This window comes from Actinoplanes sp. NBRC 101535, from assembly GCF_030269225.1.
Classification (GTDB): Bacteria; Actinomycetota; Actinomycetes; order Mycobacteriales; family Micromonosporaceae; genus Actinoplanes; species Actinoplanes rectilineatus.
The window spans coordinates 688,879-711,276 of the sequence record NZ_BSSY01000001.1 but is presented as its reverse complement, the minus strand read 5'-3'; the positions used below and the strand labels follow the sequence as shown (position 1 = coordinate 711,276).

Below are 22,398 nucleotides of genomic sequence, written 5' to 3'. Positions count from 1 at the left end.
CACCGCCCGCCGCTCACCGGCAGCACAGGAAACTCATAGTCAAATTTCAGGACATGTCCGGCTGATACCTGTTGCGGGTCGAACAGCGGACCATCGTCCGGTGCACACCGCGATGAAAGCGCTGCTGGCCGTCGCCGCCGCCCAGGTCATCGGCCTCGCCGTCGTCGGCCACGGCCTGCTGCCCGGCAACGGTTCCATCCTGATGGCGGTCCTGCTGTACTACGTGCTGAGCACCGGCTCCCTCAGCCGGGGCCGTTCCGCCCGCCTGCTCACCGCCGGCGTGGCTCTCCTGACCGTGGTCGCCGTCCTGAGCGACGGTTTCAGCGGCGAGGCGTGGCCAGGCGTGTTCGGCATCGGGCTCGCCGCCCTGTACGGGGCCGCCTTCCTGCTGGTCGCCGCCTTCCTGAACCACCGGGGCTGGCCCGCCCGCCGCCCGACCCTGCTCTGGGCCGGCACCGTCGTCGCGGTCCCCATGGCGATCCTCTCCCTCCTGGCACTCCCCGCCCCCGGAGTGTCCGAGCGGCGCTGGTCCCCCGACGTCGTCACGTGGACAGCCACTCCGCAGGGTCTTCAGGAGCGTCGCCTGGCGCCGGCACCGGATGAGCCGCCGACGGAGGTGAGCACGTTCCGGTTCGACGCTACCGACCCGGACAGCACCGGCTTGAACGCCACCGACTTTAACGCCATCGATGCCGACGCCTTGCAGGCGGTGATCGTGGAGATGGACAGGAAGCGGGCGGAGGAGCAGGCCGCCGCCCCGCCGCCGAGCCAGTGGGCGATCGCCGTCGACCCCGCCCCCCTTTCCACCCTCCTCGTCATGTCCCTGATGATCGTCCTGCTCACGCTGGTCACCGTGATAACTCCGGCTGAACCGGAGGATCCGTTCGCCCCCGGCCCGTACATCCCCGGCATAATGCTTCTCATCGATGTCGGGGAGGGCAGTGGATGAGCGGGCCGATGGCGCCGTGGTGGCAGGAGACCCACCGGGCGGCACAGTTGCTGGCGTCCACGGTCGGTGCGGCCGTGACCCGGGCCGGGGAGAGCGGCGTCTACGAGTCGCCGCCCGGCACTCCACCGCCGCGCCGGCGACGGCAGCCGGCCTCGCTGCGGCACCTGGCCGAGGTGATCCGCACGCACCGGCTGGCGCCGGGGCTCTCGGTCGACAAGGACATCGTCGCGGGTGTGCTGGCCGGCGATCTGAAGCACGTCACCGATCCGACCGCTGTCGTGGCGGTGGCCCGGGCCGCGCACCGGATCGCCGGCACCGAGTTCACCGACACGGACGCCGAGCGGCTGACCGTCGCCTGCGCGCACGTCGCCGAGCTGGCCGCCCGCGCCCGTGAGGCGGACGAGACGGCCGGTGACCGGGTGCCGGTCCCGCTGGAAACCCCGATAAAAGACGAAAAGCCCGTCATCGACGCCTACTTCACCACCCGGCCACCGCGCCGGCGGCGACTCCTGATCGCCGCCGGCCTCGCCGTCGCCACCCTGGCCGGTGCGGCCGGCGCCGCCGTCGCGCTGTCCCCGGGCGAGGGGCAGAGCGACGGCGGCACCCCCGATACGGCCGCCTCCGCCCCGGACGCCGACTGCCTGACCGGCGCCTCCGGCAACGATGTGATCCCCCGGACCCCCGAGTTCTTCGCCGACGACGCGGCAACCCGGCTCAGTCCCACCCTGGACTTCGACGCGATGAACGGGTCGGCCCGGTACGCCCGGCACGAGGGACGCACCTATTACTGGGGGCGGGCCGGTTCGGACGATCAGACCCCGCATTCCGGTGGTTCCCGGGTGCGGTGGCGGATCGCGGACGGCCCGTGGCGCAGTTGTGCCACCCCGTTGCCGCAGACCGAACGCGGTTACGTGCACTCGCCGGCGGTCGCCACCACGATCGGCGGGCAGGCGGTCACGCTCCAGGTCTGCCTGTGGCGGGACAGCCCGTTCCGGGAGAACTGCACGACCGAGATCGCCACCGGTTAGGCGGTCGGCGCGTACCAGTTGGGGGTGGTGTATCCGTTCCAGGACAGCCGGTACTTGCGCAGGGTGGCGAAGGTGGTGTCGGCACACTGCTGGTAGCCGGGGCTGTTCAGGGTCTGCACGTTGCCGCTGCCCGGGTCGAAGCGGCCGGTGATGAAATACCCGTCGTTGTGGGTGTCGCAGACGACACCCACGTAGCTGCTGCCCGACTTGATGATGACGACGTAGCCGACGAGGACGGTGCGCGCGTCGTTGTACAGGTACAGGGTGCTGCCGGACGAGTCCGCCTCGTAGTCCGGCCCCACGGCCAGGGCCGGCGACGCGATCAGGGTGGCGCCGACGGCACCGGCGACGGCCACCGCCGCCGCCCGCTTGAAGATGCCCATGTGCTGCTCCTTCCCGGTCACCGCGTGTCGGTGACGGGACCAAGCATCGGCGGACGACGATCCGCCCTTCAAGGCGTAACCGTCTCCTGAGCTGGTGATCTGTCCCCCGCAGACAGATAGCGAGAGGGCAGGACAGCGCGAGCCATCACGGTCACGCAGGTGATGCCGTTGATGAAGGCGGCGACCACGTCGCTCGGGTGGTGCATGCCCCGGTACATCCGGGCCAGCGCCACCCCGAGCGGGACCAGGATCAGCGCCCAGCACAACGCCTTGAGCCAGGTGTGCCGGGCCAGGCCGGCGAGCAGCACCGCCAGCCCGAGATAGAGCGCGACCGCCGCGGAGGTGTGACCGGACGGGAAGCTGGAGGTGGGGGGCGACTCGTCGAGGCGCTGCACCTCGGGGCGGGGCCGGTCGATCGCCACCGTGGTGAAGTAGAAGATCAGGGCCTGCGCGGTGACCGCCAGGCTGAGGAAGACCGGCTCGCGCCAGCGCCGCAGGGTGATCGCCAGGATAACCGCGGCCAGCGCGGTCACCCCGATGATCACTTCGGTGTTGGCGATGCCGCTGAGCACCGAGGACACGTCGGTGAGCACCGGGGTGCGGTCCGCGGCGAGTTCGCGGTTGACCGCGTCCTCGACGGTCAGCGGCCAGAGGTGGGCGGCGGCCCGGGTGAGCAGCATCCCGAGGCCGACCATGAACAGGAGCAGTGTGCCGAGCGGCAGCACCACCCGCTTGAATGTGTGAAGGGCGATGGCGGGCACCGCCGCTACCTACCCCCGGACGCTCTCCGGCACACTCCGGCGCCCGGCGAGACGGCGGAACACCGGCACGGTCACCGCCGGGACGGCCAGGCCGACCAGCAGCCCAGCCAGGACGTCGCTGGTCCAGTGCACGCCGAGCAGCACCCGGCTGTAGGCGGTGACCAGCGGGATCAGGATCGCCGCCGTCCACAGCAGAACACGGGCCGCCGGGCGCTCCCGGACGGTGGGCAGCAGGACGAGCAGGAAGACGGCCGCACCGAGCGCGTTGTTCAGGGCGTGGCCGGAGGGGAAGGACAGGCCCGCGGCCTGGGCCACCGGATCGAGGAACTCCGGGCGGTGCCTTCCGATCAGCAGTTTGAGGAGTACGCCGAGAAGCCCGCCCGCGATCATCGTGGTCGTCACCCAGATGGCGGTGAGACGATCGTTGTGCCGCCACCACAGCCAGCCGACGAGTCCCAGGGAGCCCAGCCGCCACACGTTCGGGTCGAAGACGAGGCTCCACCAGGCCATCGTCTCGACCCAGCCGGGGTGGGCCAGCGCGTAGGCGTGCAGCCGGTCGGTGACCGCCTGGTCGGCGTCGTGCAGGGGACCGGCTCCGGCCACCACCATCAGAGCGGTGAGCAGGAACGGGCCCAGCAGGAGCGCCGCGGCCACGGCTGCCGCGCTCGTGCGTACGCTGGAGAAGATCTTGTGCTCGGACCGCATGGCGGCCAATTACCCCATGTTCTCCTGTACGTCACCTGAGGTTCAGAAACAGTTTCCCTCGTGGTTCCGGCGCACCCGCTTAGCAACCGGCGGGACACTCAGGCCGTGGCGTCCCCGGGCGATGGGCCGGTCGTGGCGTCCAACGGGTATGTCCGCCCCTGGGCGGTGTGGCTGGCGGTGGCGGGTGCGGCCGCGGTTGCGTACCCACTGATGCCCGCCGGCCCGGTCGCCAAGATCTACTTCAACGTACTGGGCGTCGGGTCGGTGCTCGCCGTCTTCGCCGGGATCGCCCGGCACCGGCCCGGCAACCGGGGAGCCTGGCTGCTGTTCGGGGCCGGGACCGCGATGTTCATCTCCGGCGACGTCTGCTACGACCTGATGGAGCAGACCCTCGGCGAATACCCGTACCCCTCCTGGGCGGACGGGCTCTATCTGGCCGCGTACCCGCTGCTGTGCCTGGGCCTGTCCCGGCTCGGCAAGGGCCGCGCCGACCGCGTTCACGACGTCGGCGGCATGATCGACGCGGCGGTGATCTCCACCGGGATCGGGCTCGTCTACTGGGTGTTCGTGATCGGCCCGACGCTGTCCGACGCCGGCACGCCGATCGCCGAACGACTGGTCACCATCGGCTACCCGGCGGCCGACGTGCTGCTGACCGCGGTCGGCGCCCGCATGATCACCCGGACCGAGAACCGGTCGCCGAGCCTGCGACTACTCGGCCTGGGCACCATCCTGCTGCTGTGCTGCGACGTCTTCTACTCGCTGCTGTCCAGCGCGCAGGCGTACACCGGAGGGATCTTCGATGCCGGTTTCCTGCTGAGTTACGTCTGCTGGGGGGCCGCGGCACTGCACCCGTCGATGCGGTGGCGTCCCGACCCGGCGGGCTCGGCGGAGTACCGCATCGGCGCCCGCCGGCTCACCCTGCTCGCCGCCTGCTCGATGCTCGCGCCCGGCGTGCTGTTCGTGCAGGGGCTGAGCCGGACGGCGATCTCCTGGGTCGCCGTCGGAGTCGGCGCGGTCGCCCTGTTCCTGCTGGTGGTGGCCCGGATGTGGGGTTTCGTCACGCAGGTGCAGCACCAGGCGCACCGCCTCGAGGGCCTGGCCATGCGCGACGAACTGACCGGGACCGCCAACCGGCGGCGTTTCGAACAGCGCCTCCACGAACAGCTGGCGGCCGGTCCGGTCGCGGTGTTCCTGCTCGACCTGGACGGCTTCAAGACGATCAACGACCGGTTCGGGCACGCGGTCGGCGACGAACTGCTGGCCGCGGTCGCCACCCGGATCGCCGCCGAGGTTCCGCCGGAGGGGCTGGTCGCGCGGATGGGCGGCGACGAGTTCGCCGTGCTGCTGCCCGCCGCCCCTTCCGGCTCCGCCCCTTCCGGGGACGACTTGGACGCGCTCGCCGACCGTCTCCGGTCGGCGATCCGGCGCCCGGTGCGGGCGGGCGGGCACGACCTGCTGATCAGCACGAGCATCGGCATCACCGCCGGTTCCTCCGCCGACCCGATGGAGTTGCTGCGGCAGGCCGACGTCGCCATGTACGCGGCCAAGGTCGACGGCGGACGCCAGCGCCACTACGACCCGGAGCTCGACGACCGGGCCGGCGAGGAGGCCCGTCTCGGCGCGGACCTGCGCTCCGGCCTGGCCCGCGGCGAGTTCCACCTGGTCTACCAGCCGATCGTGGAACTCCCGCACGGCGCCGTCGTCGCGGTGGAAAGCCTGATCCGCTGGCAGCATCCGACCCGCGGGTTCGTCGGCCCGGACCAGTTCATCCCGGTCGCCGAACGCAACGGCCTGATCGTCGAACTGGGCGAATGGATCCTGCGCACCGCCTGCGAACAGTTCGTGTCCTGGCAGCGCGAGGGCGTCGCCCCACCCCACTTCGGCGTGAACGTCTCCGCCCGCCAACTCGCCGAACCCGGCTTCGCCGGACTGGTCGCCGACGTCCTCGCGTCCACCGGCGTCCACCCGCACAACCTGGTCGTCGAGGTGACCGAGACGGCCGTCTTCGGCGGCGGCGCGGCGGCGGCCTCGGTCCGTGAGCTCGTCGACCTGGGCGTCGACATCGCCCTGGACGACTTCGGCACCGGCCACTCCTCCTTGGGCCTGCTCCAGACCCTGCCGGTCCGCATCCTCAAGGTCGACAAATCCTTCGTGGAGAACGTGACGATGGCCGGCCGGCACGCGGTGATCGCCACCGCCCTGATCCAGGTCGCCGACGGGCTGGGCCTGGTGGCGGTGGCCGAAGGCGTGGAGACGGCGGAGCAGGCCGCCGAGCTGTACCGTCTCGGTTACCGCAAAGCCCAGGGCTACCACTTCGGCCGCCCGGCGGTGGTTCCCGACTTCGCCCAGAAGACCTCCCTCACCAGGGCGAATACTCCGACGTAGCCGGACTGTCCACCTTGTAGACTCGCCCGCACTTCACTGTGCGTCATGGGGAGAGTCGTGAAGATCCACCGAGTAGAGATCCGTAATTTCCGGGCCGTCCGGTCGGCAGTCCTCGACGACTGCGGCGACCTGAACGTCCTGATCGGCCAGAACAACGCCGGCAAATCCACGGTCCTGGAGGCCATTTCCCTGTTCTTCCGGGCCACGGCAACCGGCGAGCTGGCCGACATCCGCCCGCCGGAGCGAGACGGCACCTTCCTTCAGATCGCGGATCTCCACCGGGCCGACGGCCGCCCCGAGCCGGCCGACATCTCTGTCGACCTCGTCCTGTCACGGGATGCTCTGCGCCACATCGCCATCGTTCTTCACCCGGAAGCCCCTCTCCTGGCGAAGAAGATCCAGGACCGCACGGATCCGATCCTGCGGGTGACCATGACAGCTTCCCCTCAGGCACACCTCCGCATCTCCCGGATGGTCGTCCACTCGCCGGACGCCCCGAACAGCGACGTCGTCCTTTTCGCTCTTACCTACGCTGAATCGGAGAAAATCCGGATAAGCCGTTGGATGGCCGCGACAAGTCTGGAGACCGTGGCCTCGCTGACTCACTGGATGCGTCAGATCAAGAAGTCAGACGAGGAGGACGCCCGGGAAGGGCTGCGCGAACTGATCGGACGGATCGACACCCACCTGCCCGCAAGCCTCGTCGAGCGCTATCACCGGCTGATCGGACCGGCCGGCTGGGATGAGGAGCGGCGCGACCTCGCCCAGCAGCTGGTGACGGAGATGCGAGAACTGGTCGGGACGCTCGCCCGGGATCCGCTCTCGCACACGATCAAGACGCCGGGTGAGGTACCGAAGCTCGCCGCCTACCCGGCGAGCATCCTGCGACTTGTCGGGTCCCCGTCGGTGCTGCACCTGCGGGATCGGCGAGACCCGGTCGGGGCGGAGGAGGCGGGACGCCTTCTCCGGCTGAAAACCCAGCGAAGTGGGCGCGAGTCACTCAAGGCCGTTCAGGCGGCGGTCAAGGCGATACTCGGGGTGGACCTCGAAACGTTCGAGAGCGAGCACGGCGGCTCGGCGGAGATCGACCTCGACGGGTTTCTGGTGCAGGTCAACGGCGCCGGGGTTCGCGAAGGGCTTCGGGTGATCCTCGGCCGCGAGCTGGAGGAGCCGCAGCTCATGCTGGTCGAGGAGCCGGAGGTGCACCTGCACCCGGCCCTCGAGGTGAGCATGTTCGAATATCTGCGGAAGGCCTCGGCGACGACGCAGCTGTTCGTGACGACGCACTCGACGAACTTCGTGGACACGGCCGCGATGCGGAACGTGTACCTGGTGCGGCGTACACCCTGGGTCACGGTGGAACGCCTGGACGTTGAGCGGGCCACCGAGGTCATCCCCCGTGAACTGGGAATGAGGTTGAGTTCGCTGTTCATGTACGACCGGCTGCTCTTCGTCGAAGGGCCGACCGACGAGGACATCCTCCGGCGGCTGGCAACCACGCTCGGGGTCGATCCGGGACACGGCAGCGTCGGGTTCGTGCAGATGGGCGGGTCACGGAACACCGGGTACTACGCGAACGCCGGGACGATCGACTTCCTGACGCGCCGCCGGGTGAAGCCGGTGTTCCTGATCGACCGGGACGAGAAGACTCCCGGCGAGGTGGAGGAACTCCGCGACAAACTGGCGAAGGCCGGCGCGACGGTGCACGTCCTCGAACAGCGTGAACTGGAGAACTACCTCGCCGTCCCGCGCGCACTGGCCACGTTCATCCAGAAGAAGCGCCGCGACGGCGGTCGGGACGGCGGCGACGTCACCGAGGAGAAGGTTGCGGCGGCCCTGGAGAAATGCGGTGCCGAGCTGCGTACGATCACCCTCCGCAAGCGGGTCGTCAAAGCTCTGCGTGATCCCGTGGCGATTCCGTCCCGGCTCGACGGAGACGGAGAAGTCGCCCACCTCCTCGAAGGCGCGATTCGTACGGTGATAGCCGAGTGGGAGAAACGACGGGAAGAGGCCGCCGACATGGTGGAGCGGGAGGCCCGCGACGTCGACCACGCCTGGACCGGCGACTGGCGGGCGGTGGCCCCCGGTGACGAGTTGCTGGACGCGGTCTGCCGGCAGTTCGGGTTCGCTTCAAGAAGAACAAGGACGGCGCCACGCTGGCCGCACTGCTGACGGCGGACGAGGTTCCGAAGGAGTTGTCCGACCTGCTCAGGACCTTGAGCGCGTAGCCCCGGACCGCACCCAGCCACAGCCCACGCCGCCCCGTCCCGTCCCGATCTTGGTGCCCCAGCCACCGCCGAAGGCCGTCAACGCACCAAGATCGCCAGCCGCCGGGGCGGACACCAGCGATCTTGGTGCGACCACCACCCCACACGGGGACCGACGCACCAAGATCGACGGGGCAGGGGCAGGTGGCCGCGAAGGGATGGGTGCGGGAAGTAGGTCGTACCCCGAAGGAAGGCCACAGAGCGGGAGAGAACCCCGTCAGCCGCGCAGTTCGCGGACCGCGTCCACCAGTTCCTGCTGGCTGATCGGGGAGGCCGCACCGGCCCGCGCCTCCTGCATCGCCTTGGTCAGCTGGACGCGCCGCAGCACCTCCTTGATGTCCGCGCCGGTCATCCCGGTGCTCGCGACGCCCAGCGCCGGCAGGTCCAGGTCGTCGGCGAACATCCGGAACCCGTCCGACTCGTGGGTGGCGATCAGGCCGCGGATCATCTTGCGGAAGATCTCCGCACGGGTGTTCTCGTCCGGGCGCGGAACGCTGATCTTCACGTCGAAGCGACCGGAACGGATCAGTGACTCGTCGACCCGGTGCGGGAAGTTCGTGGTGGCCACCACCAGGACGTTCGGGTTCACTTCGATCAGGTCGTTCATCTCCTGCTTGAAGATGCCGGCCACCGCGTTCAGGGCCTGGCTGGCGGCGTCCCCGCCGGCGCCCGCGTAGCTCACGATCGAGTCGAACTCGTCGAACAGGATCAGGGTCGGCACCCGGTAGCGGCGGGCCTCCCGGAAGATGTGTTTGATGTTGCGTTCCGAGCCGCCGAGGTACTTGTCCAGGATCTCCGGGGTGCGGATCTCCCGGAAGTCGGCACCGATCTCGTTCGCCAGGGCCCGGGACAGCATCGTCTTGCCGGTGCCGGGCGGCCCGTACATCAGGATGCCCTGGGGCCGGCGCGCGCCCCACCGGGCCATCGCCTCCGGGTGGGCGAACGAGGTGGCGATCTGGCGCAGTTCGGCGACCACCTCGGTGAGGCCGCCGACCATGTCGAGCGTGACCGTTCTGGTGGTGGGCGGTGCCTTAGGCAGCGTCTCCCGGCTGATCACGTAGCGGCGGCCGGCCAGCGCGTCCGGGCCGGTCAGGTCGATCACGGCCTGCAGGGTGAGGGTGACGAACGCGCGCAGGTGTTCCGGCCCGACCTCGTCCCGCGGCACCTGTGCCTCCAGGTGGGCGACGGTGCCGCTGGGCGCGTAGGTCACGGTCGCCTGCATCCCGACCACGGCGTCGGCGATCACTGCGGGTTCGCGGTCGGCCGCCGGGCCGCTCGTCTTGACGAGACCCAGTTTCCGGTACGCCGCCGCAGCGGCCGTCCCGACACTGTCCACGATCATCGTGGTCACCTGGTCGCCGGCGGCGATCCGTTTGGCGAGCAGCAGACCGATCGGGTCTCGTCCGAGCACCAGGCCGCGCATCCGTTCGGCGGTCATCGGTTCCGGCTCGCAGGAGATCCGTGCGGTGAACAAATGGGCGGGGGCACCCGGCCCGGCGACGCTGGTGACGGTGAGGTCGACCCGCTGGACCGGGGCCGGCCAGGTGGCGTGGCGCAGCAGGCCGACCGGGTTGACCCGGGCTGCGGCCAGCAGGGTGGCCGTGTCCAGCATCTCCAAGGTCGCGCCCGCGTATTCGAAGGTCTCGCCGCGCGGTCGCGCAAAGCTCGCCTCGGACATGTTCTCCTCCGTCCTGCGAATTCCGACCGGACACGACCAACAGTGACACGTTCGGGCACGCAGGGTGTTGTTCGGCTTCCGGCAGGCATCGAGGCGGGTTAATCTCAGCCCGCTCACGTCCCGTCCTGACAGGAGTACCCGTTGCGAAGACTCGCCATTCCCACCATCGCCGCCCTGCTGCTCACCCTCGCCCCACAACCGGCGAACGCGGGCGGCCACGACGACGCGAGACGCCTGCGTGAGGCCGTCACCGTCAACGGCGTTCTGGAACACCTGCGCGCCCTGCAGAAGATCGCCGACCGTAACGACGGCACCCGCGCCTCCGGGACGCCGGGGTTCACCGCGAGCGCCGGTTACGTGAAGGACAAGCTCCGTAGGGCCGGATACCAGGTCACCGAGCAGGTCTTCACCTTCCCGTTCTACAAGGAACTTGCCCCGGCCGTGCTGGAGCGGGTCTCCCCCGCCGGCCCGGCGTACGAGACGGTCACCTTCGATTTCTCCGGCACCGGCGACGTGACCGGCCAGGTCGTCCCGGCGCTCAACAACGTGCTGCCGCCGACCGAGGCGCCCAGTTCCACCGCGGGCTGCGCGGCCGCCGACTTCGCCCCGGCGTCGGCCGCCGCACCGCAGGTCGCGCTGGTGCAGCGCGGCGGCTGCGATTTCGTGGTCAAGGCGAAGAACGCGAAGGCCGCCGGGTACGACGCCGTGATCATCTTCAACGAGGGCCAGGAGGGCCGTCAGGTGCTGTTCCAGGGCACCCTGGGCGAGCCGTTCGACCTGCCGGTGGTCGGCCTGAGTTTCGCCGACGGCAGCGCCCTGGCCACCGCCGCGGCGGCCGGGACGGTCAGCGTGCACGTGAAGACCAGCACGTTCATCGACCCGACCGCGAAGACCAGCAACATCGTCGCGGACGCGCGGGGCGGTGACCCGAACCGGGTGCTGGTCGTCGGCGCCCACCTGGACTCGGTGATCGACGGTCCGGGCATCAACGACAACGGCAGCGGTTCGGCCACCATCCTGGAGATCGCCGAACAGATCGCCAAGCTGAAACTGTCCACGAGGCAGAAGCTGCGGTTCACCTTCTGGGGCGCGGAGGAGTTGGGCCTGCTCGGCTCGGAGCACTACGTGGCCCAACTGACCGACGCGCAGCGCGCCGCCATCTTCGCCAACCTGAACTTCGACATGGTCGGCTCGCCGAACTACGTCCGTTTCGTCTACGACGGCGACGGCTCGGACACCGGCACCGCCGGCCCGGCCGGCTCGGGCGAGCTCGAGTCGGTGTTCACCAGCTACTTCGCGAGCAAGGGCCTGGCCAGTTCCCCGACCGAGTTCAACGGCCGTTCCGACTACGGCCCGTTCATCGCCGTCGGCATCCCGGCCGGCGGTCTGTTCAGCGGCGCCGAGGGTGTCAAGACGGCGGAGGAGGCAGCCGTCTACGGCGGCACGGCCGGTGAGCCGTACGACTCCTGCTACCACGAGGCCTGCGACGACATCACCAACCTGAGCAAGCCGGCGTTGAGTGAGCTCGGCGACGCGGCCGCCCACGGCGTCCTCACCGTCGCCCGCAGCAAGGCCGTCTTCACCCCGGCCGCCGCCGCCCCCGCGGCGGCTCCGGCCGAGCACGCCGGGTCACACGCGGTCCGCTGACCCCTCTGGTTCGTGGCCGGTCCGTTCCACGGGCGGACCGGCCGCCAGCCAGCGGACACCGAGCACTATCAGGCACGCCACCAGGCCGCCGATGACGGTCTCCAGGCCGCGGTCCCAGAGCAGGCCGCCGATCGGGCGCGGGGCGGCGACCTGGTTCATCACCAGCGCGAGTGGGGTGATGAAGAGCATCGCCACGCCGTAGTGCCGGCCCACCGTCAGTTCGGCGGCCACCTGCAACACCGCCAGGGCCAGCACCGCGGGGTACGGGTCGAGGTGCAGCGCCAGGAGAGCGGCGGCCAGGACCAGCCCGAGCAGGGTGCCGCCGATCCGGTGGCCGGCGCGGACCAGCCGGGCGGTGAACCCGCGGGCGCTGAGCGGGGCCACCGCGGCGACCGTCGCCCAGTACGGGTGGCCGATCCCGGCGGCGGTGGCGGTCGCGCCGGCGGTCAGTGCGGCGAGGGCGCAGAACGCGGAGGTACGCCAGTCGACCGGCAGCCCCTTCGGCCCGGCGGCCGGTCCGCTCCGGTCCCGCAAGAGGCTCCCGATCAGGATCGAGAAGGCGGCGCTCGCCGCGGTCACCGCCAGCGCCGTGAGCAGGTTCGCCGGTTCCTGCGGGACGGAGGCCACCGCGCCGAACGCGAACACCAGGAACAACGGTCCGGGCGGATGCCAGTCCGCGGCGCTCGCCACCGCGTTGCCCAGCCCGGCGACCACGGCGGCCACCCCGACGGCGATCCAGGCACGGTCGCCGGACAGGCCGGTCAGCACGCCGAGCAACACCGCGACGACCAGGGCCGCGCCCGCACTGAGCTGCATGACCAGGCGGGACAAGCCGACCCGGTTGCGTCCGTAGAGCGAGGTGAACGCGCCGAACGCGGCGAACATCGACCAGTGCGGACGGTCGGCCGCGAGCACCAGCAGCTGGGGCACGGCCACACTCACCCCGGCCCGCAGCGCCGGTGCGGTCCCGGCCGGAACAGGGAATCTCATACCGCCCTCGACCCTAGGACGCCATGATCACCGGTCGTGGCCGCAACCGCGGAATGTAACCCGGGCCTCACCAGCTGAGCAGGGCGGCGGGCTGCTCCTCGTCCTCGTCGAACGCCTCGGCCAGCTCGCCGAACGCCTCCTCCACCGGGGCCAGCGCCGCCAGCACCTCGTCGAGGGGGCACGGCCCGGCGAACCGGGCGGCGCCCCCGTCGACGGCGAGCAGCGCGAGGAGGTTGTCCGCGTCCGGGAGCACCCCGGCGGTGTCCTCCCAGAACAGCACGTGCCCGCCACCGTCGTCGCCGGTGAACCGTGCCGCACCGGCCAGCGTCAGCAGCAGCCGCCGGGCCGCGAACTCCCACACCACGTGTTCGCCGACCGTCCAGAAGTAGGCTTCGAGCGCGCCGTCCCGGTGCCGTACGACGGTGAACGTCTCCCCGTCCGCACCGGCCGCCCGCGCGGTCAGCAGCCGCCGCGGCGTCCAGTCCGTCTCCGACGTCGACCAGTCGTCCGGGCAGTCCCGCCCGTCCCAGCACCACCCACCGAACATGTCGGCCTTGTTCTCGATGATCGACGCGGTGGGCACCGGGGTGTCCAGCCACTCCCGATAGCTCGACTCGGGCATCCGAATCCGGGCAGCGGTGACAAAGGTGTATGACACGTCCGCATCCTAAGCCTGTTCACCTGGGAAAACGTCAAGCAGCTACCGCACGTCGGCAAGCTGTCGCCCGGTAAGGCGATCCCCCGGCTCGATCAACGGCGTCACCCGGAGCCGCGCCCTCGGCGGGTCATCCGTCGAGGGCGTGCTGGCCCTGGATTCAGGGGGCGTCACCACACCCTGTCCGTCCAGGGGTTGAGACATGGCGATCGGTCATTCACGACAGGTACAGCGGGAGTTCCGGCAGACGGCACATTCGGGTTCATTGCCCGAACCTGCCGCTGTGCAGACCGGGGTCGTTTCGTGGCTGCCACACCGGCGGACGTGATCAGCGGAGCCGAACCGTGGCCCGCCGCCCCCGGTACGGTGTTGATCAATCGCCCGCCGACCGCAGACGACGGCCCGGAACCGCCAGCCGTCGGCCACGGCTGCCCGGAGAGCGAAATTCAACCGCTGGCGACGGCTGAGGGACCCCGGCCGTCGACCACGGTTACTTTCGGCTGATCAACGGACCGTGGCCGACGGCCGGGCCGGTCGTCATGCCGCCCAACACCGGACCGGCCACCGCCACGGTGACCGCCGACCCCCGACCGGCCCCCACGACCTCGATCACGTCGATGTCGGCGCTGCTCAGCGGAGGCTGCCGACCCCTGTCGAACCATCGGAAGGAGTCGTCGGACGACAGGCGCCGAGACTACGGAACCACTCGACTCATCCGCGTTGCGATGAGTCTTCCTCGTCACGAGAAGGCCCTCCTTCCGATTCGGGGAAGCCCGGCGAGGTGATCACCTGTCAGCCCTTACCGAGGGGTATCCGCCGGGACAGGACCTGGCCGCGCCAGGGGTCACCGGAAGGCTGGGCCATCGCGAAACGCTGGGTGGGCACGAAACCCTGGCTCTCGTAGTAGCGGACGAGCGCCCCGTCGCCACCCGCGTAACAGTCGACCCGGAGCAGCGCCCGGCCCGCCCGCGCGGCTGTCGCCTGCGCGTGGGCGAGCAACCGCGCGCCGATCCCCTGGCCGGCGAGTTCCCGGTCGGTGACCAGGAGCATGATGTAGAGCTCCGGCTCGCGGGCCGGGTCGGCGTAGGCCGGCGGGCTGCCGAATCCGAGAGCGCCGACGACCCTCGTGTGCTGGACCGCCAGGTGCAGGCCCCCGCAGGCGGCGACGCGGGAGATCAGCGCGCGCACCCGGGGGCTGGCGGACAGCGGCGACGTCCCCCACTGGCCGGACCGTCCGTGGCTGGTCAGCCAGCCGACCGCGTCGTCCAGCAGGGCGAGGACCGCGGGGAGGTCGGCGGGGCGGCCGGGGCGCACGTCTGTCCACTCTGCACTGTCGGTCACCCCGCCATGATGCCCGTCACGTCTAGACCCGTTTCGTGGTCAGGGTGCGAAGCCCGTCCGCGTGGTGACTTCGGGCGCGCTGAACGCCCGAAGTCACCACACCCGTGGCGGTGTGGTGAATACGGGCGCGCTGGACGCCCCAAATCAACACACCCCTGACGGCGTGGTGAATACGGGCGCACTCGACGCCCCAAATCAACACACCCCTGACGGCGTGGTGAATACGGGCGCACTCGACGCCCCAAATCAACACACCCCTGACGGCGTGGTGAATTCGGGCGTGCTGAGCGCCCGAAATCACCACAGAGGCAGACCCTGACTGCGAAAGGTGTCTAGCACGGGCCTCGGGGTTACGTCCGCCGAGTTCCTCATTTAGCCCGCGCCGCAGCCGAAACTCCGGGAGCAGGACTTACCGGGAGGGCGTGGAGATGGGCATTTTCGGCCGGCGCACGGTTCAGACGTCTACCGCGGAGGCGGAGGCGGCTGAGGCGCGGGAGAACGCCGCCGCGGTCATCACCGTGGTTCGCGCCCTGCAGAACGCCACCACCTGGGCGAGTGCGGCCCAGGCCGCCCTGGATTCGGTCCGTGAGTGTTTCGGGTGGGCGTACGGCTCCTACTGGCGGATCGACCCGGATGCGAAGGTGCTGCGGTTCGCGGTCGAGTCGGGCGATGCCGGACCGGATTTCCGGAAGGTCACCCTGGAGGCGTCGTTCGCCGAGGGTGTCGGGTTGTCCGGCCGGGCCTGGCGGTCCAAGGATCTGGTCTTCGTCCCGGACATCGGGCAGGTCGCCGACTGTGTCCGCGCGCCGGTCGCCACCCGGGTCGGTGTGAAGAGTGGCGTCTGCTTCCCGTTGACCGAGAACGGTCGGGTGGTCGCGACCATGGACTTCTTCGCCACCGAGACCGTGGAGCCGTCGAAGCAGCGCCTCGACACGTTGCGCAGCATCGGCCTGCTGGTGTCGCAGGCGTTGCAGCGGGTGCACGAGTCGGAGCAGCAGGCCTCGGCCGCCAAGGACGTGGCGGCGGTCAACACGGTGCTGCGCCAGGTGACGTCGGCGCGGCGGGAGGCCGACATGATCCGGCAGGCGCTGGACACCATCCGGCAGGAGTTCGGCTGGGCGTACGGGTCGTTCTGGGCGGTGGACGCCGAGCGGGGTGCGCTGGTCTTCAACCTGGAGTCCGGGGACGCGGGCGCCGAGTTCCGCGAGGTGACCCGGGCGGCCAGTTTCGCGCCCGGTGTCGGCCTGGCGGGCCGGACGTGGCGGGCCCGGGACATGGTGTTCGTGGCCGATCTGGCCGAGGTGAAGGACTGTGTCCGGGCGCCGGCCGCTCAGCGGGTGGGCGTGAAGTCCGGTGTCTGCCTGCCGATCATCGTGCAGGACGAGGTGATCGGGACGCTCGACTTCTTCGCCACCGAGCGTCTCCGGTTGTCCGAGAGCCGGGAGTCCGCGCTGCGCAACACCGCGTTCCTGGTGTCGCAGGCGGTGCAGCGGATCCGGGAGACCGACCGGCTGAGCAACGCCGGTACCGAGCTGGTCGGTTCGATCAAGGAGGTCGAGCGCAACGTCTCGCAGGCCAGTGAGGTGGCCGGGCAGGCCAGTGACGTGACCGGGCAGGCGAACGCGATGGTGTCCCGGCTGTCCGCGTCCAGCGCCAAGATCGGTGACGTGGTCAAGGTGATCACGACGATCGCCGAGCAGACGAACCTGCTGGCGCTGAACGCGACGATCGAGGCGGCCCGGGCCGGCGAGGCCGGGCGGGGGTTCGCGGTGGTCGCGACCGAGGTCAAGGATCTGGCGCAGAGCACGGCGCGGGCCACCCAGGACGTCACCGAGCTGATCAACGCGATTCAGACCGACGCCGGCAACGTGGTCGAGTCGCTGGCCGCGATCGGGGACATCGTCAACCAGATCAACGAGACCCAGACGCTGATCAGCAGCGTGCTGGCCGAGCAGTCCTCGGTGACGAAGGACATCATCAACAGCAAGAACTGAACTGTTCACGCCGAAAGGCCCCACCCGTTACCGGGTGGGGCCTTTTTGTAATCGAAGACCGCTTTCGATCTCTGTGCGCACGTGGCAGGGTTCACACAGCGCCACCAGAAGACTGCGAACAGCTGATTGTCGCTGTCCGTATTCCCGGCGTACGCCTCCTCTCCATCCGGCACTTTCATGATCCACCGGTACCGCTCAAGGAGGAACAAACAAGTGCGCACTCTCCCCCGCAGGTCCGTCATCATGCTGGCGGCCGCGACCACCGTTCTCGCCACCACCGCGTGCTCCCCGCCCGAGAAGGAGTCCGAGGCGTCGTCGAGCAGCGCGGCGTCCGCCACCAGCGCGGCCGACCTCGGCGGCCTGGAGGCCCTGATCACCGCGGCGAAAGCGGAGGGGCGACTCAACGTGATCGCCCTCCCGCCGGACTGGGCGAACTACGGCGAGATCATCAAGGCGTTCGAGGCCAAGTACTCGATCAAGGTCGACTCGGCCCAGCCGGACGGTTCCAGCCAGGACGAGATCAACGCGGCCAACCAGCTCAAGGGCCAGGACACCGCACCGGACGTGTTCGACCTCGGCATGTCGGTGGCGACCGCGAACACGGCGATGTTCGCGCCGTACAAGGTGGCGACGTTCGCCGAGATCCCGGACGACCTCAAGGACGCGAACGGCACCTGGGTCAACGACTACGGCGGCTACATGTCGATCGGCTACGACAGCGCCAAGGTGCCCGCGCCGACCAGCGTCGCCGACCTGCTCAAGGCCGACTACAAGGGCAAGGTCGCACTCAACGGCGACCCGACCCAGGCCGGCGCGGCGTTCGCCGGCGTCCAGATGGCCTCGATCGCGAACGGCGGCACCGCCGAGGACATCACCGCGGGCGTGAAATTCTTCGGTGACCTGAAGAAGGCCGGCAACTTCCTGCCCGTCGACCCGACCCCGGCCACCATCGAGTCCGGACAGACCCCGGTCGTCTTCGACTGGGACTACCTGAACGCCGCCCAGTCGGCGAAGACCCCGACGTGGAAGGTGCTGCTCCCGGCGAACGCCGTGCTCGGCTCCTACTACACCCAGGCGATCAACAAGGACGCCCCGCACCCGGCGGCCGCACGCCTCTGGCAGGAGTTCCTCTACTCCGACGAGGGCCAGAACCTGTGGCTCAAGGGTGGCGCCCGCCCGGCGCGCGCCGACGCCATGCAGAAGGCCGGCACCATCGACGCCGCCGCCTACGCGGCACTGCCCGCGGTCGAGGGCACCCCGGTCGTCCCGACCGAGGCGCAGAACACCACGGCGAAGGAGTACCTGACCGCGAACTGGGCCAAGGCCATTGGCTGAGATCGTCGCGGACGCACCGCAGCGCGTGGCCCGCCGGCCACGCCTGCGGGGCGCCGCCCTGCTCGGTGCGGTGCCGTTCTTCGCGTACGTCACGATCTTCCTGGTCGTCCCGACCCTCGTCGTCCTGATCGGCGCGTTCACCGGCGACGGCGGGCACGGGTTCACCCTGGAGAACGTGCGGGCGCTCGGCGACGAGTACATCGTCGCCGCCTTCGGCCGCTCCATCACCCTCTCCGCGGTCAGCGCACTCATCGGTGCCGTCCTCGGCGCGATTCTGGCGTACGCGCTGGTCACCGCGAACCCCCGCGGCGTACTGCGGCGCACCGTCACCGCGCTGGCCGGAGTCCTCGCCCAGTTCGGCGGCGTCACCCTGGCGTTCGCGTTCCTGGCGACCATCGGACTGTCCGGCTTCCTCACCCTCTGGCTGACGGAACACGGCTTCGACCCGTACGCGAACGGGGTCTGGCTCTTCGAACTTCCGGGTCTGACCCTGGTCTACACCTACTTCCAGATCCCGCTGATGGTGATCGTCTTCCTGCCCGCGCTGGACGGCATCCGTCCCCAGTGGCGGGAGGCGACCGAGAGTCTCGGCGGCACCACCTGGCAGTACTGGACGCGGGTGGCCGGACCGCTGCTCGCACCGGCGTTCCTCGGCTCGGCGCTGCTGCTCTTCGCCAATGCCTTCTCCGCGTACGCGACCGCGGCCGCCCTGGTCAGCCAGGGCAGCCCGATCGTCCCGCTGCAGATCCGCGGCGCGCTGACCAGCGAGGTCGTCCTCGGCCAGGCCAACCTGGGCAAGGCGATGGCCCTCGGCATGGTGATCGTGGTGGCCGTGGTGATGGCGCTCTACTCCCTGCTGCAGAGGAGGACCGCTCGATGGCTGGGCTGATCACGCGCCGGGCCCGCCGTCAGCGGGTGTTCCGCTGGACGGTGCTGACCGTCCTCGGTGTCTTCTTCGCGCTGCCGATGGTGGCCATGGTCGAATTCAGCACCCGCAACGACGAGACCTGGCCACTGCTGCTGAACTGGTCGCAGCTGAGCGCGACCTACCCGGAACTGTCCACCGGCATCATCGCCTCGCTCGGACAGGCCGCGCTGACGGCACTGCTGATGCTCGCGCTGCTGGTGCCGACCGCCATCTGGGTACGCCTTCGCCTGCCCCGGTTGCGGCCGATCGTCGAGTTCCTGTGCCTGCTGCCGCTCACCATCCCGGCGATCGTGCTGGTGGTCGGACTGGCGCCGGTGTACGCCTGGGTCAACTACTTCGTCGGCGGGTCCTCGCTGACGCTCGTCTTCGCGTACACCATCCTGGTCCTGCCCTACGCCTACCGCGCGATCGACACCGGTCTGTCCGCGATCGACGTGCGGACGCTGTCCGAGGCGGCCCGCAGCCTGGGTGCCGGCTGGCTGACGGTGATCTGGCGGGTGGTCCTGCCGAACATCCGGTCGGCGGTGCTCTCCGCGGCGTTCCTCACCGTGGCGCTGGTGCTCGGCGAGTTCACCATCGCGTCTCTGCTGCACCGCACGAACCTGCAGGTCGCCATCGAGTTCCTGGGCAAGAGTAGCGCCACCATGTCGGTGGCCGTGTCGCTCGCCGCCCTGCTGCTCGCCTTCGTCCTGCTGCTGGCACTGTCCCTGTTCGGCGACCGCCGGCAGTCTTCTCCGTCCGGCGAACGTCGGCAGTCTTCTCCGTCCGGCGGACGCCGACAGTCTTCTCTGTTCGGCAGACGCCGACAGTCCTCGAAGGAGAGTTCATGACCGGCGTGGCGGTACACCTGGAGGGTCTGCGCCGCACGTTCGGCCACGTGCACGCCCTCGACGACCTGGACCTGTCGATCGAGCCGGGTGAACTGATCGCGCTGCTCGGGCCGTCCGGCTGCGGCAAGACGACCGCGCTGCGCATCCTGGGCGGGCTCGACGACGCCGACGGCGGGCGGGTCATGGTCGGCGGCGAGGACGTCACGGGGCTGCCGGCCAACAAGCGCGGGATGGGGATGGTGTTCCAGGCGTACAGTCTCTTCCCGCATCTCGACGCCCAGCGCAACGTGGAGTTCGGTCTGCGCCTGCGGTCGTCGAAGAAGGCCGCGCAGCGGGCGTCGGAGATGCTCGACCTGGTGGGTCTGAGCGGGTTCGCCGGCCGCTATCCGCATCAGCTCTCCGGCGGTCAGCAGCAGCGGGTGGCGCTGGCCCGGGCCCTGGCGATCGAACCGCAGGTGCTGCTGCTCGACGAGCCGCTGTCCGCCCTGGACGCGAAGGTCCGGGTGCAGCTGCGCGACGAGATCCGCCGGATCCAGACGGAGGTCGGCACCACCACCCTGTTCGTCACGCACGACCAGGAGGAGGCCCTCGCGGTCGCCGACCGGGTCGGTGTGATGCGGGCCGGCAGGCTGGAGCAGCTGGCCGCGCCCTCCGAGGTCTATCTGCGCCCGGCGACCGCGTTCGTGGCGGACTTCGTCGGTCTGAGCAACCGTCTTCCCGGCGTCGTCTCCGGGGAGAACGTCGAGGTGCTCGGCGCCCGTCTACCGCTGGTGGCCCCGCACGGCGGTGGCGCGGCGACCGCGCTGGTCCGGCCGGAGGCGGTCGAGGTGGTGGCGGACCCGGCCGGGGCGGCCCGGGTGGTGACCAGCAGCTTCCTCGGGCCGACCAGCCGGGTGACGGTCACCGTCGGCGAACAGGTGGTGGTGGCGCAGGTGCCGAGCAGCCGGCTGGGCTCGCTCCCGGCCGGCGCACCGGTGCGGATCACCCTGCAGCCGGTGCCGGTCGCCCTGGAATAGACCGTCTGTCGCAAATGTGAGCCGAATATAAGGCCCGGGTCGAAATTCGACCCGGGCCACCGTTTTACACGCCCCCGTGCTCGGGTTACAGTCGGATCTCTCGTGGGAGCGCTCCCACGAGGCTCTACCCCGAGAACGATGCTGATCTTAGCCCGCCGCACCCCGTCTCGGGACACCCCGATCCCGCCGGCATCCACTCCCGCCAGAGAGGACCCGGCAGGCGGCCCGGGCCCCCATACCGGGTCGCCGTCCGCCGGGGCCCACCTCCGGGTGGGCCCCGGCACCCTCATACTAACTCCTCACTTATATAAGTGATTCTTGATAGGGTTCTCGCGTGCATGCGTTCGACGTGCTCGGTGATCCGGTCCGTCGCCGGATCCTCGAGCTGCTCACCGATGGTGAGCAGACCTCCGGCGCCGTCACCGCCACCATCCGGGCGGAGTTCGGCATCACCCAGCCCGCCGTCTCCCAGCACCTCAAGGTGCTACGGGACAACGGCTTCGCCACCGTGCGCCCCGAGGGCGCCCGACGGCTCTACGCGGTCGACGACACCGCGCTGCGCCAGGTGGACGAGTGGCTGGAGCCGTTCCGGAGGTTCTGGACGCCGCGTCTCGCCGCGATGGCCACCGAGGTGGCCCGCGGCAAACGCCGGCGGCGCCTCGCCGCCGGCGACGACGACTGACCCGCAGGGAGCCCCGAGATGATCGACGTCCGACACCAGATCAGCGACGTCCGCCGGACACTCGGCGACCGCACGCTCGAGGCCGGCGAAGCCCGCGTCCTCACCATCAGCCAGAGCTACGACACCGACGTCGACGACATGTGGGAGGTGGTCACCGACGCCGACCGGATCGCCCGGTGGTTCCTGCCCGTCACCGGCGACCTCAAGGAAGGCGGGCGCTTCCAGTTCGAGGGCAACGCCGGCGGCACGATCACCGGCTGCGACCGGCCCCGGTCGTATGCCGCCACCTGGGAGTTCGGCGACCAGACCAGCTGGGTCGAGGTGCGCCTCACCCCCGAAGGCCCGGACCGCACCCGGTTCACCCTGCGACACACCGCCCCCGTCGACGACCACTGGGAGCAGTTCGGCCCGGCCGCCGTCGGCATCGGCTGGGACTCCGGCCTGCTCGGCCTGGCGATGCACCTGTCCGCCCCGGACGCCCCGCGCGACCCCGCCGAGATCCTGGCCTGGTCCGCCTCCGACGACGGCAAGCTGTTCATGCGCCTGAGCGCCGACGCCTGGGCCGAAGCGGACAGCGCCACCGGCACCGAGGCGGAGGTCGCCCGGACCCGCGCGTCAAACACCTACACCGCCTACACCGGCGGCTGAGCCAGCCGGGCGCCCCTCACCCTCCTTCCCGGGTACGCCTCAAGCCGCCCGCCCCTTTGGCGATCTTGGTGCGGTGACCACCGCCCGAGGTGGCTCCCGCACCAAGATCGACAAGGAGGCGCGGCGGCGGCAGCGGTGGCCCGCCGACGCGTTCGGCGGCGCGCGGCGCGTTC

19 protein-coding genes are annotated in these 22,398 nt (G+C 70.3%); 12 read left to right on the top strand and 7 right to left on the bottom strand.

Annotated elements, in window-relative coordinates:
- The first annotated feature begins 100 nt into the window (after window positions 1-100).
- Both QSK32_RS03040 and QSK32_RS03035 read left to right on the top strand, forming a co-directional pair.
- Window positions 101-949 carry a hypothetical protein gene (locus QSK32_RS03040; protein ID WP_285471141.1) on the top strand — a complete coding sequence of 283 codons (849 nt, stop codon included), beginning with the start codon at window positions 101-103 and terminating at the stop codon, window positions 947-949.
- Window positions 946-1,977: a hypothetical protein gene (locus QSK32_RS03035; protein ID WP_157411057.1), complete on the top strand. Its 1,032-nt coding sequence runs from the start codon at window positions 946-948 to the stop codon at window positions 1,975-1,977. The genes QSK32_RS03040 and QSK32_RS03035 overlap by 4 nt, the downstream gene beginning before the upstream one ends.
- On the opposite strand, the gene QSK32_RS03030 is transcribed toward QSK32_RS03035, so the two are convergent.
- From QSK32_RS03030 to QSK32_RS03020, 3 genes are all read right to left on the bottom strand, one after another.
- A complete protein-coding gene (locus QSK32_RS03030; RefSeq protein WP_157411058.1) occupies window positions 1,974-2,360 on the bottom strand; it encodes a hypothetical protein in 387 nt (128 codons plus the stop codon). The two genes, QSK32_RS03035 and QSK32_RS03030, sit on opposite strands and share 4 nt — an antisense overlap.
- Window positions 2,361-2,428: 68 nt before the next feature.
- A complete protein-coding gene (locus QSK32_RS03025) occupies window positions 2,429-3,088 on the bottom strand; it encodes a phosphatase PAP2 family protein (RefSeq protein ID WP_285471140.1) in 660 nt (219 codons plus the stop codon).
- A gap of 42 nt (window positions 3,089-3,130) precedes the next feature.
- Window positions 3,131-3,826: a phosphatase PAP2 family protein gene (locus QSK32_RS03020; protein WP_045742891.1), complete on the bottom strand. Its 696-nt coding sequence runs from the start codon at window positions 3,824-3,826 to the stop codon at window positions 3,131-3,133.
- A gap of 105 nt (window positions 3,827-3,931) precedes the next feature.
- Here QSK32_RS03020 and QSK32_RS03015 point away from each other — a divergent pair, with 105 nt between their 5' ends.
- Together QSK32_RS03015 and QSK32_RS03010 are read left to right on the top strand one after the other, a co-directional pair.
- Complete coding sequence (locus QSK32_RS03015; protein ID WP_353050952.1) at window positions 3,932-6,214, top strand: putative bifunctional diguanylate cyclase/phosphodiesterase; 2,283 nt, start codon at window positions 3,932-3,934, stop codon at window positions 6,212-6,214.
- Window positions 6,215-6,259: 45 nt separating this feature from the next.
- Entirely contained in the window at window positions 6,260-8,386 is a 2,127-nt protein-coding gene (locus QSK32_RS03010) for an ATP-dependent nuclease (protein ID WP_285471139.1), read from the top strand.
- A 312-nt stretch (window positions 8,387-8,698) separates the two neighbouring features.
- On the opposite strand, the gene QSK32_RS03005 is transcribed toward QSK32_RS03010, so the two are convergent.
- Window positions 8,699-10,159: an ATP-binding protein gene (locus QSK32_RS03005; protein ID WP_285471138.1), complete on the bottom strand. Its 1,461-nt coding sequence runs from the start codon at window positions 10,157-10,159 to the stop codon at window positions 8,699-8,701.
- A 141-nt stretch (window positions 10,160-10,300) separates the two neighbouring features.
- On the opposite strand from QSK32_RS03005, the gene QSK32_RS03000 reads away from it, so the two are divergent.
- Complete coding sequence (locus QSK32_RS03000) at window positions 10,301-11,806, top strand: M20/M25/M40 family metallo-hydrolase (protein ID WP_285471137.1); 1,506 nt, start codon at window positions 10,301-10,303, stop codon at window positions 11,804-11,806.
- Here the strand turns inward: QSK32_RS03000 and QSK32_RS02995 are convergent.
- The 3 genes from QSK32_RS02995 to QSK32_RS02985 form a co-directional block, all read right to left on the bottom strand.
- Window positions 11,789-12,796, bottom strand: coding sequence for an FUSC family protein (locus QSK32_RS02995; protein WP_285471136.1), 1,008 nt, complete (start codon window positions 12,794-12,796; stop codon window positions 11,789-11,791). The two genes, QSK32_RS03000 and QSK32_RS02995, sit on opposite strands and share 18 nt — an antisense overlap.
- Window positions 12,797-12,863: 67 nt before the next feature.
- Window positions 12,864-13,454 carry a hypothetical protein gene (locus QSK32_RS02990; protein ID WP_285471135.1) on the bottom strand — a complete coding sequence of 197 codons (591 nt, stop codon included), beginning with the start codon at window positions 13,452-13,454 and terminating at the stop codon, window positions 12,864-12,866.
- Between the two features lie 789 nt (window positions 13,455-14,243).
- Window positions 14,244-14,792: a GNAT family N-acetyltransferase gene (locus tag QSK32_RS02985; RefSeq protein WP_285471134.1), complete on the bottom strand. Its 549-nt coding sequence runs from the start codon at window positions 14,790-14,792 to the stop codon at window positions 14,244-14,246.
- A 428-nt stretch (window positions 14,793-15,220) separates the two neighbouring features.
- Here QSK32_RS02985 and QSK32_RS02980 point away from each other — a divergent pair, with 428 nt between their 5' ends.
- The 7 genes from QSK32_RS02980 to QSK32_RS02950 all read left to right on the top strand — a co-directional run bounded on the left by QSK32_RS02980 (window position 15,221) and on the right by QSK32_RS02950 (window position 22,225).
- Window positions 15,221-16,786 (top strand): GAF domain-containing protein, encoded by a 1,566-nt coding sequence (locus tag QSK32_RS02980; protein WP_045742899.1) that lies wholly within the window; start codon window positions 15,221-15,223, stop codon window positions 16,784-16,786.
- A gap of 213 nt (window positions 16,787-16,999) precedes the next feature.
- Complete coding sequence (locus tag QSK32_RS02975) at window positions 17,000-18,121, top strand: ABC transporter substrate-binding protein (RefSeq protein WP_245673973.1); 1,122 nt, start codon at window positions 17,000-17,002, stop codon at window positions 18,119-18,121.
- On the top strand, window positions 18,114-19,010 hold the full coding sequence (locus QSK32_RS02970; protein ID WP_083449057.1) for an ABC transporter permease: 897 nt from the start codon (window positions 18,114-18,116) through the stop codon (window positions 19,008-19,010). Before QSK32_RS02975 ends, QSK32_RS02970 begins: the two co-directional genes overlap by 8 nt.
- Window positions 18,998-19,879 carry an ABC transporter permease gene (locus QSK32_RS02965; RefSeq protein ID WP_285471133.1) on the top strand — a complete coding sequence of 294 codons (882 nt, stop codon included), beginning with the start codon at window positions 18,998-19,000 and terminating at the stop codon, window positions 19,877-19,879. Before QSK32_RS02970 ends, QSK32_RS02965 begins: the two co-directional genes overlap by 13 nt.
- Entirely contained in the window at window positions 19,876-20,895 is a 1,020-nt protein-coding gene (locus tag QSK32_RS02960; RefSeq protein WP_285471132.1) for an ABC transporter ATP-binding protein, read from the top strand. Before QSK32_RS02965 ends, QSK32_RS02960 begins: the two co-directional genes overlap by 4 nt.
- Before the next feature lie 334 nt (window positions 20,896-21,229).
- Window positions 21,230-21,577 (top strand): ArsR/SmtB family transcription factor, encoded by a 348-nt coding sequence (locus QSK32_RS02955; RefSeq protein WP_045742902.1) that lies wholly within the window; start codon window positions 21,230-21,232, stop codon window positions 21,575-21,577.
- Window positions 21,578-21,595: 18 nt separating this feature from the next.
- Window positions 21,596-22,225 carry an SRPBCC family protein gene (locus tag QSK32_RS02950; protein WP_285471131.1) on the top strand — a complete coding sequence of 210 codons (630 nt, stop codon included), beginning with the start codon at window positions 21,596-21,598 and terminating at the stop codon, window positions 22,223-22,225.
- The last annotated feature ends 173 nt before the right edge of the window (window positions 22,226-22,398 follow it).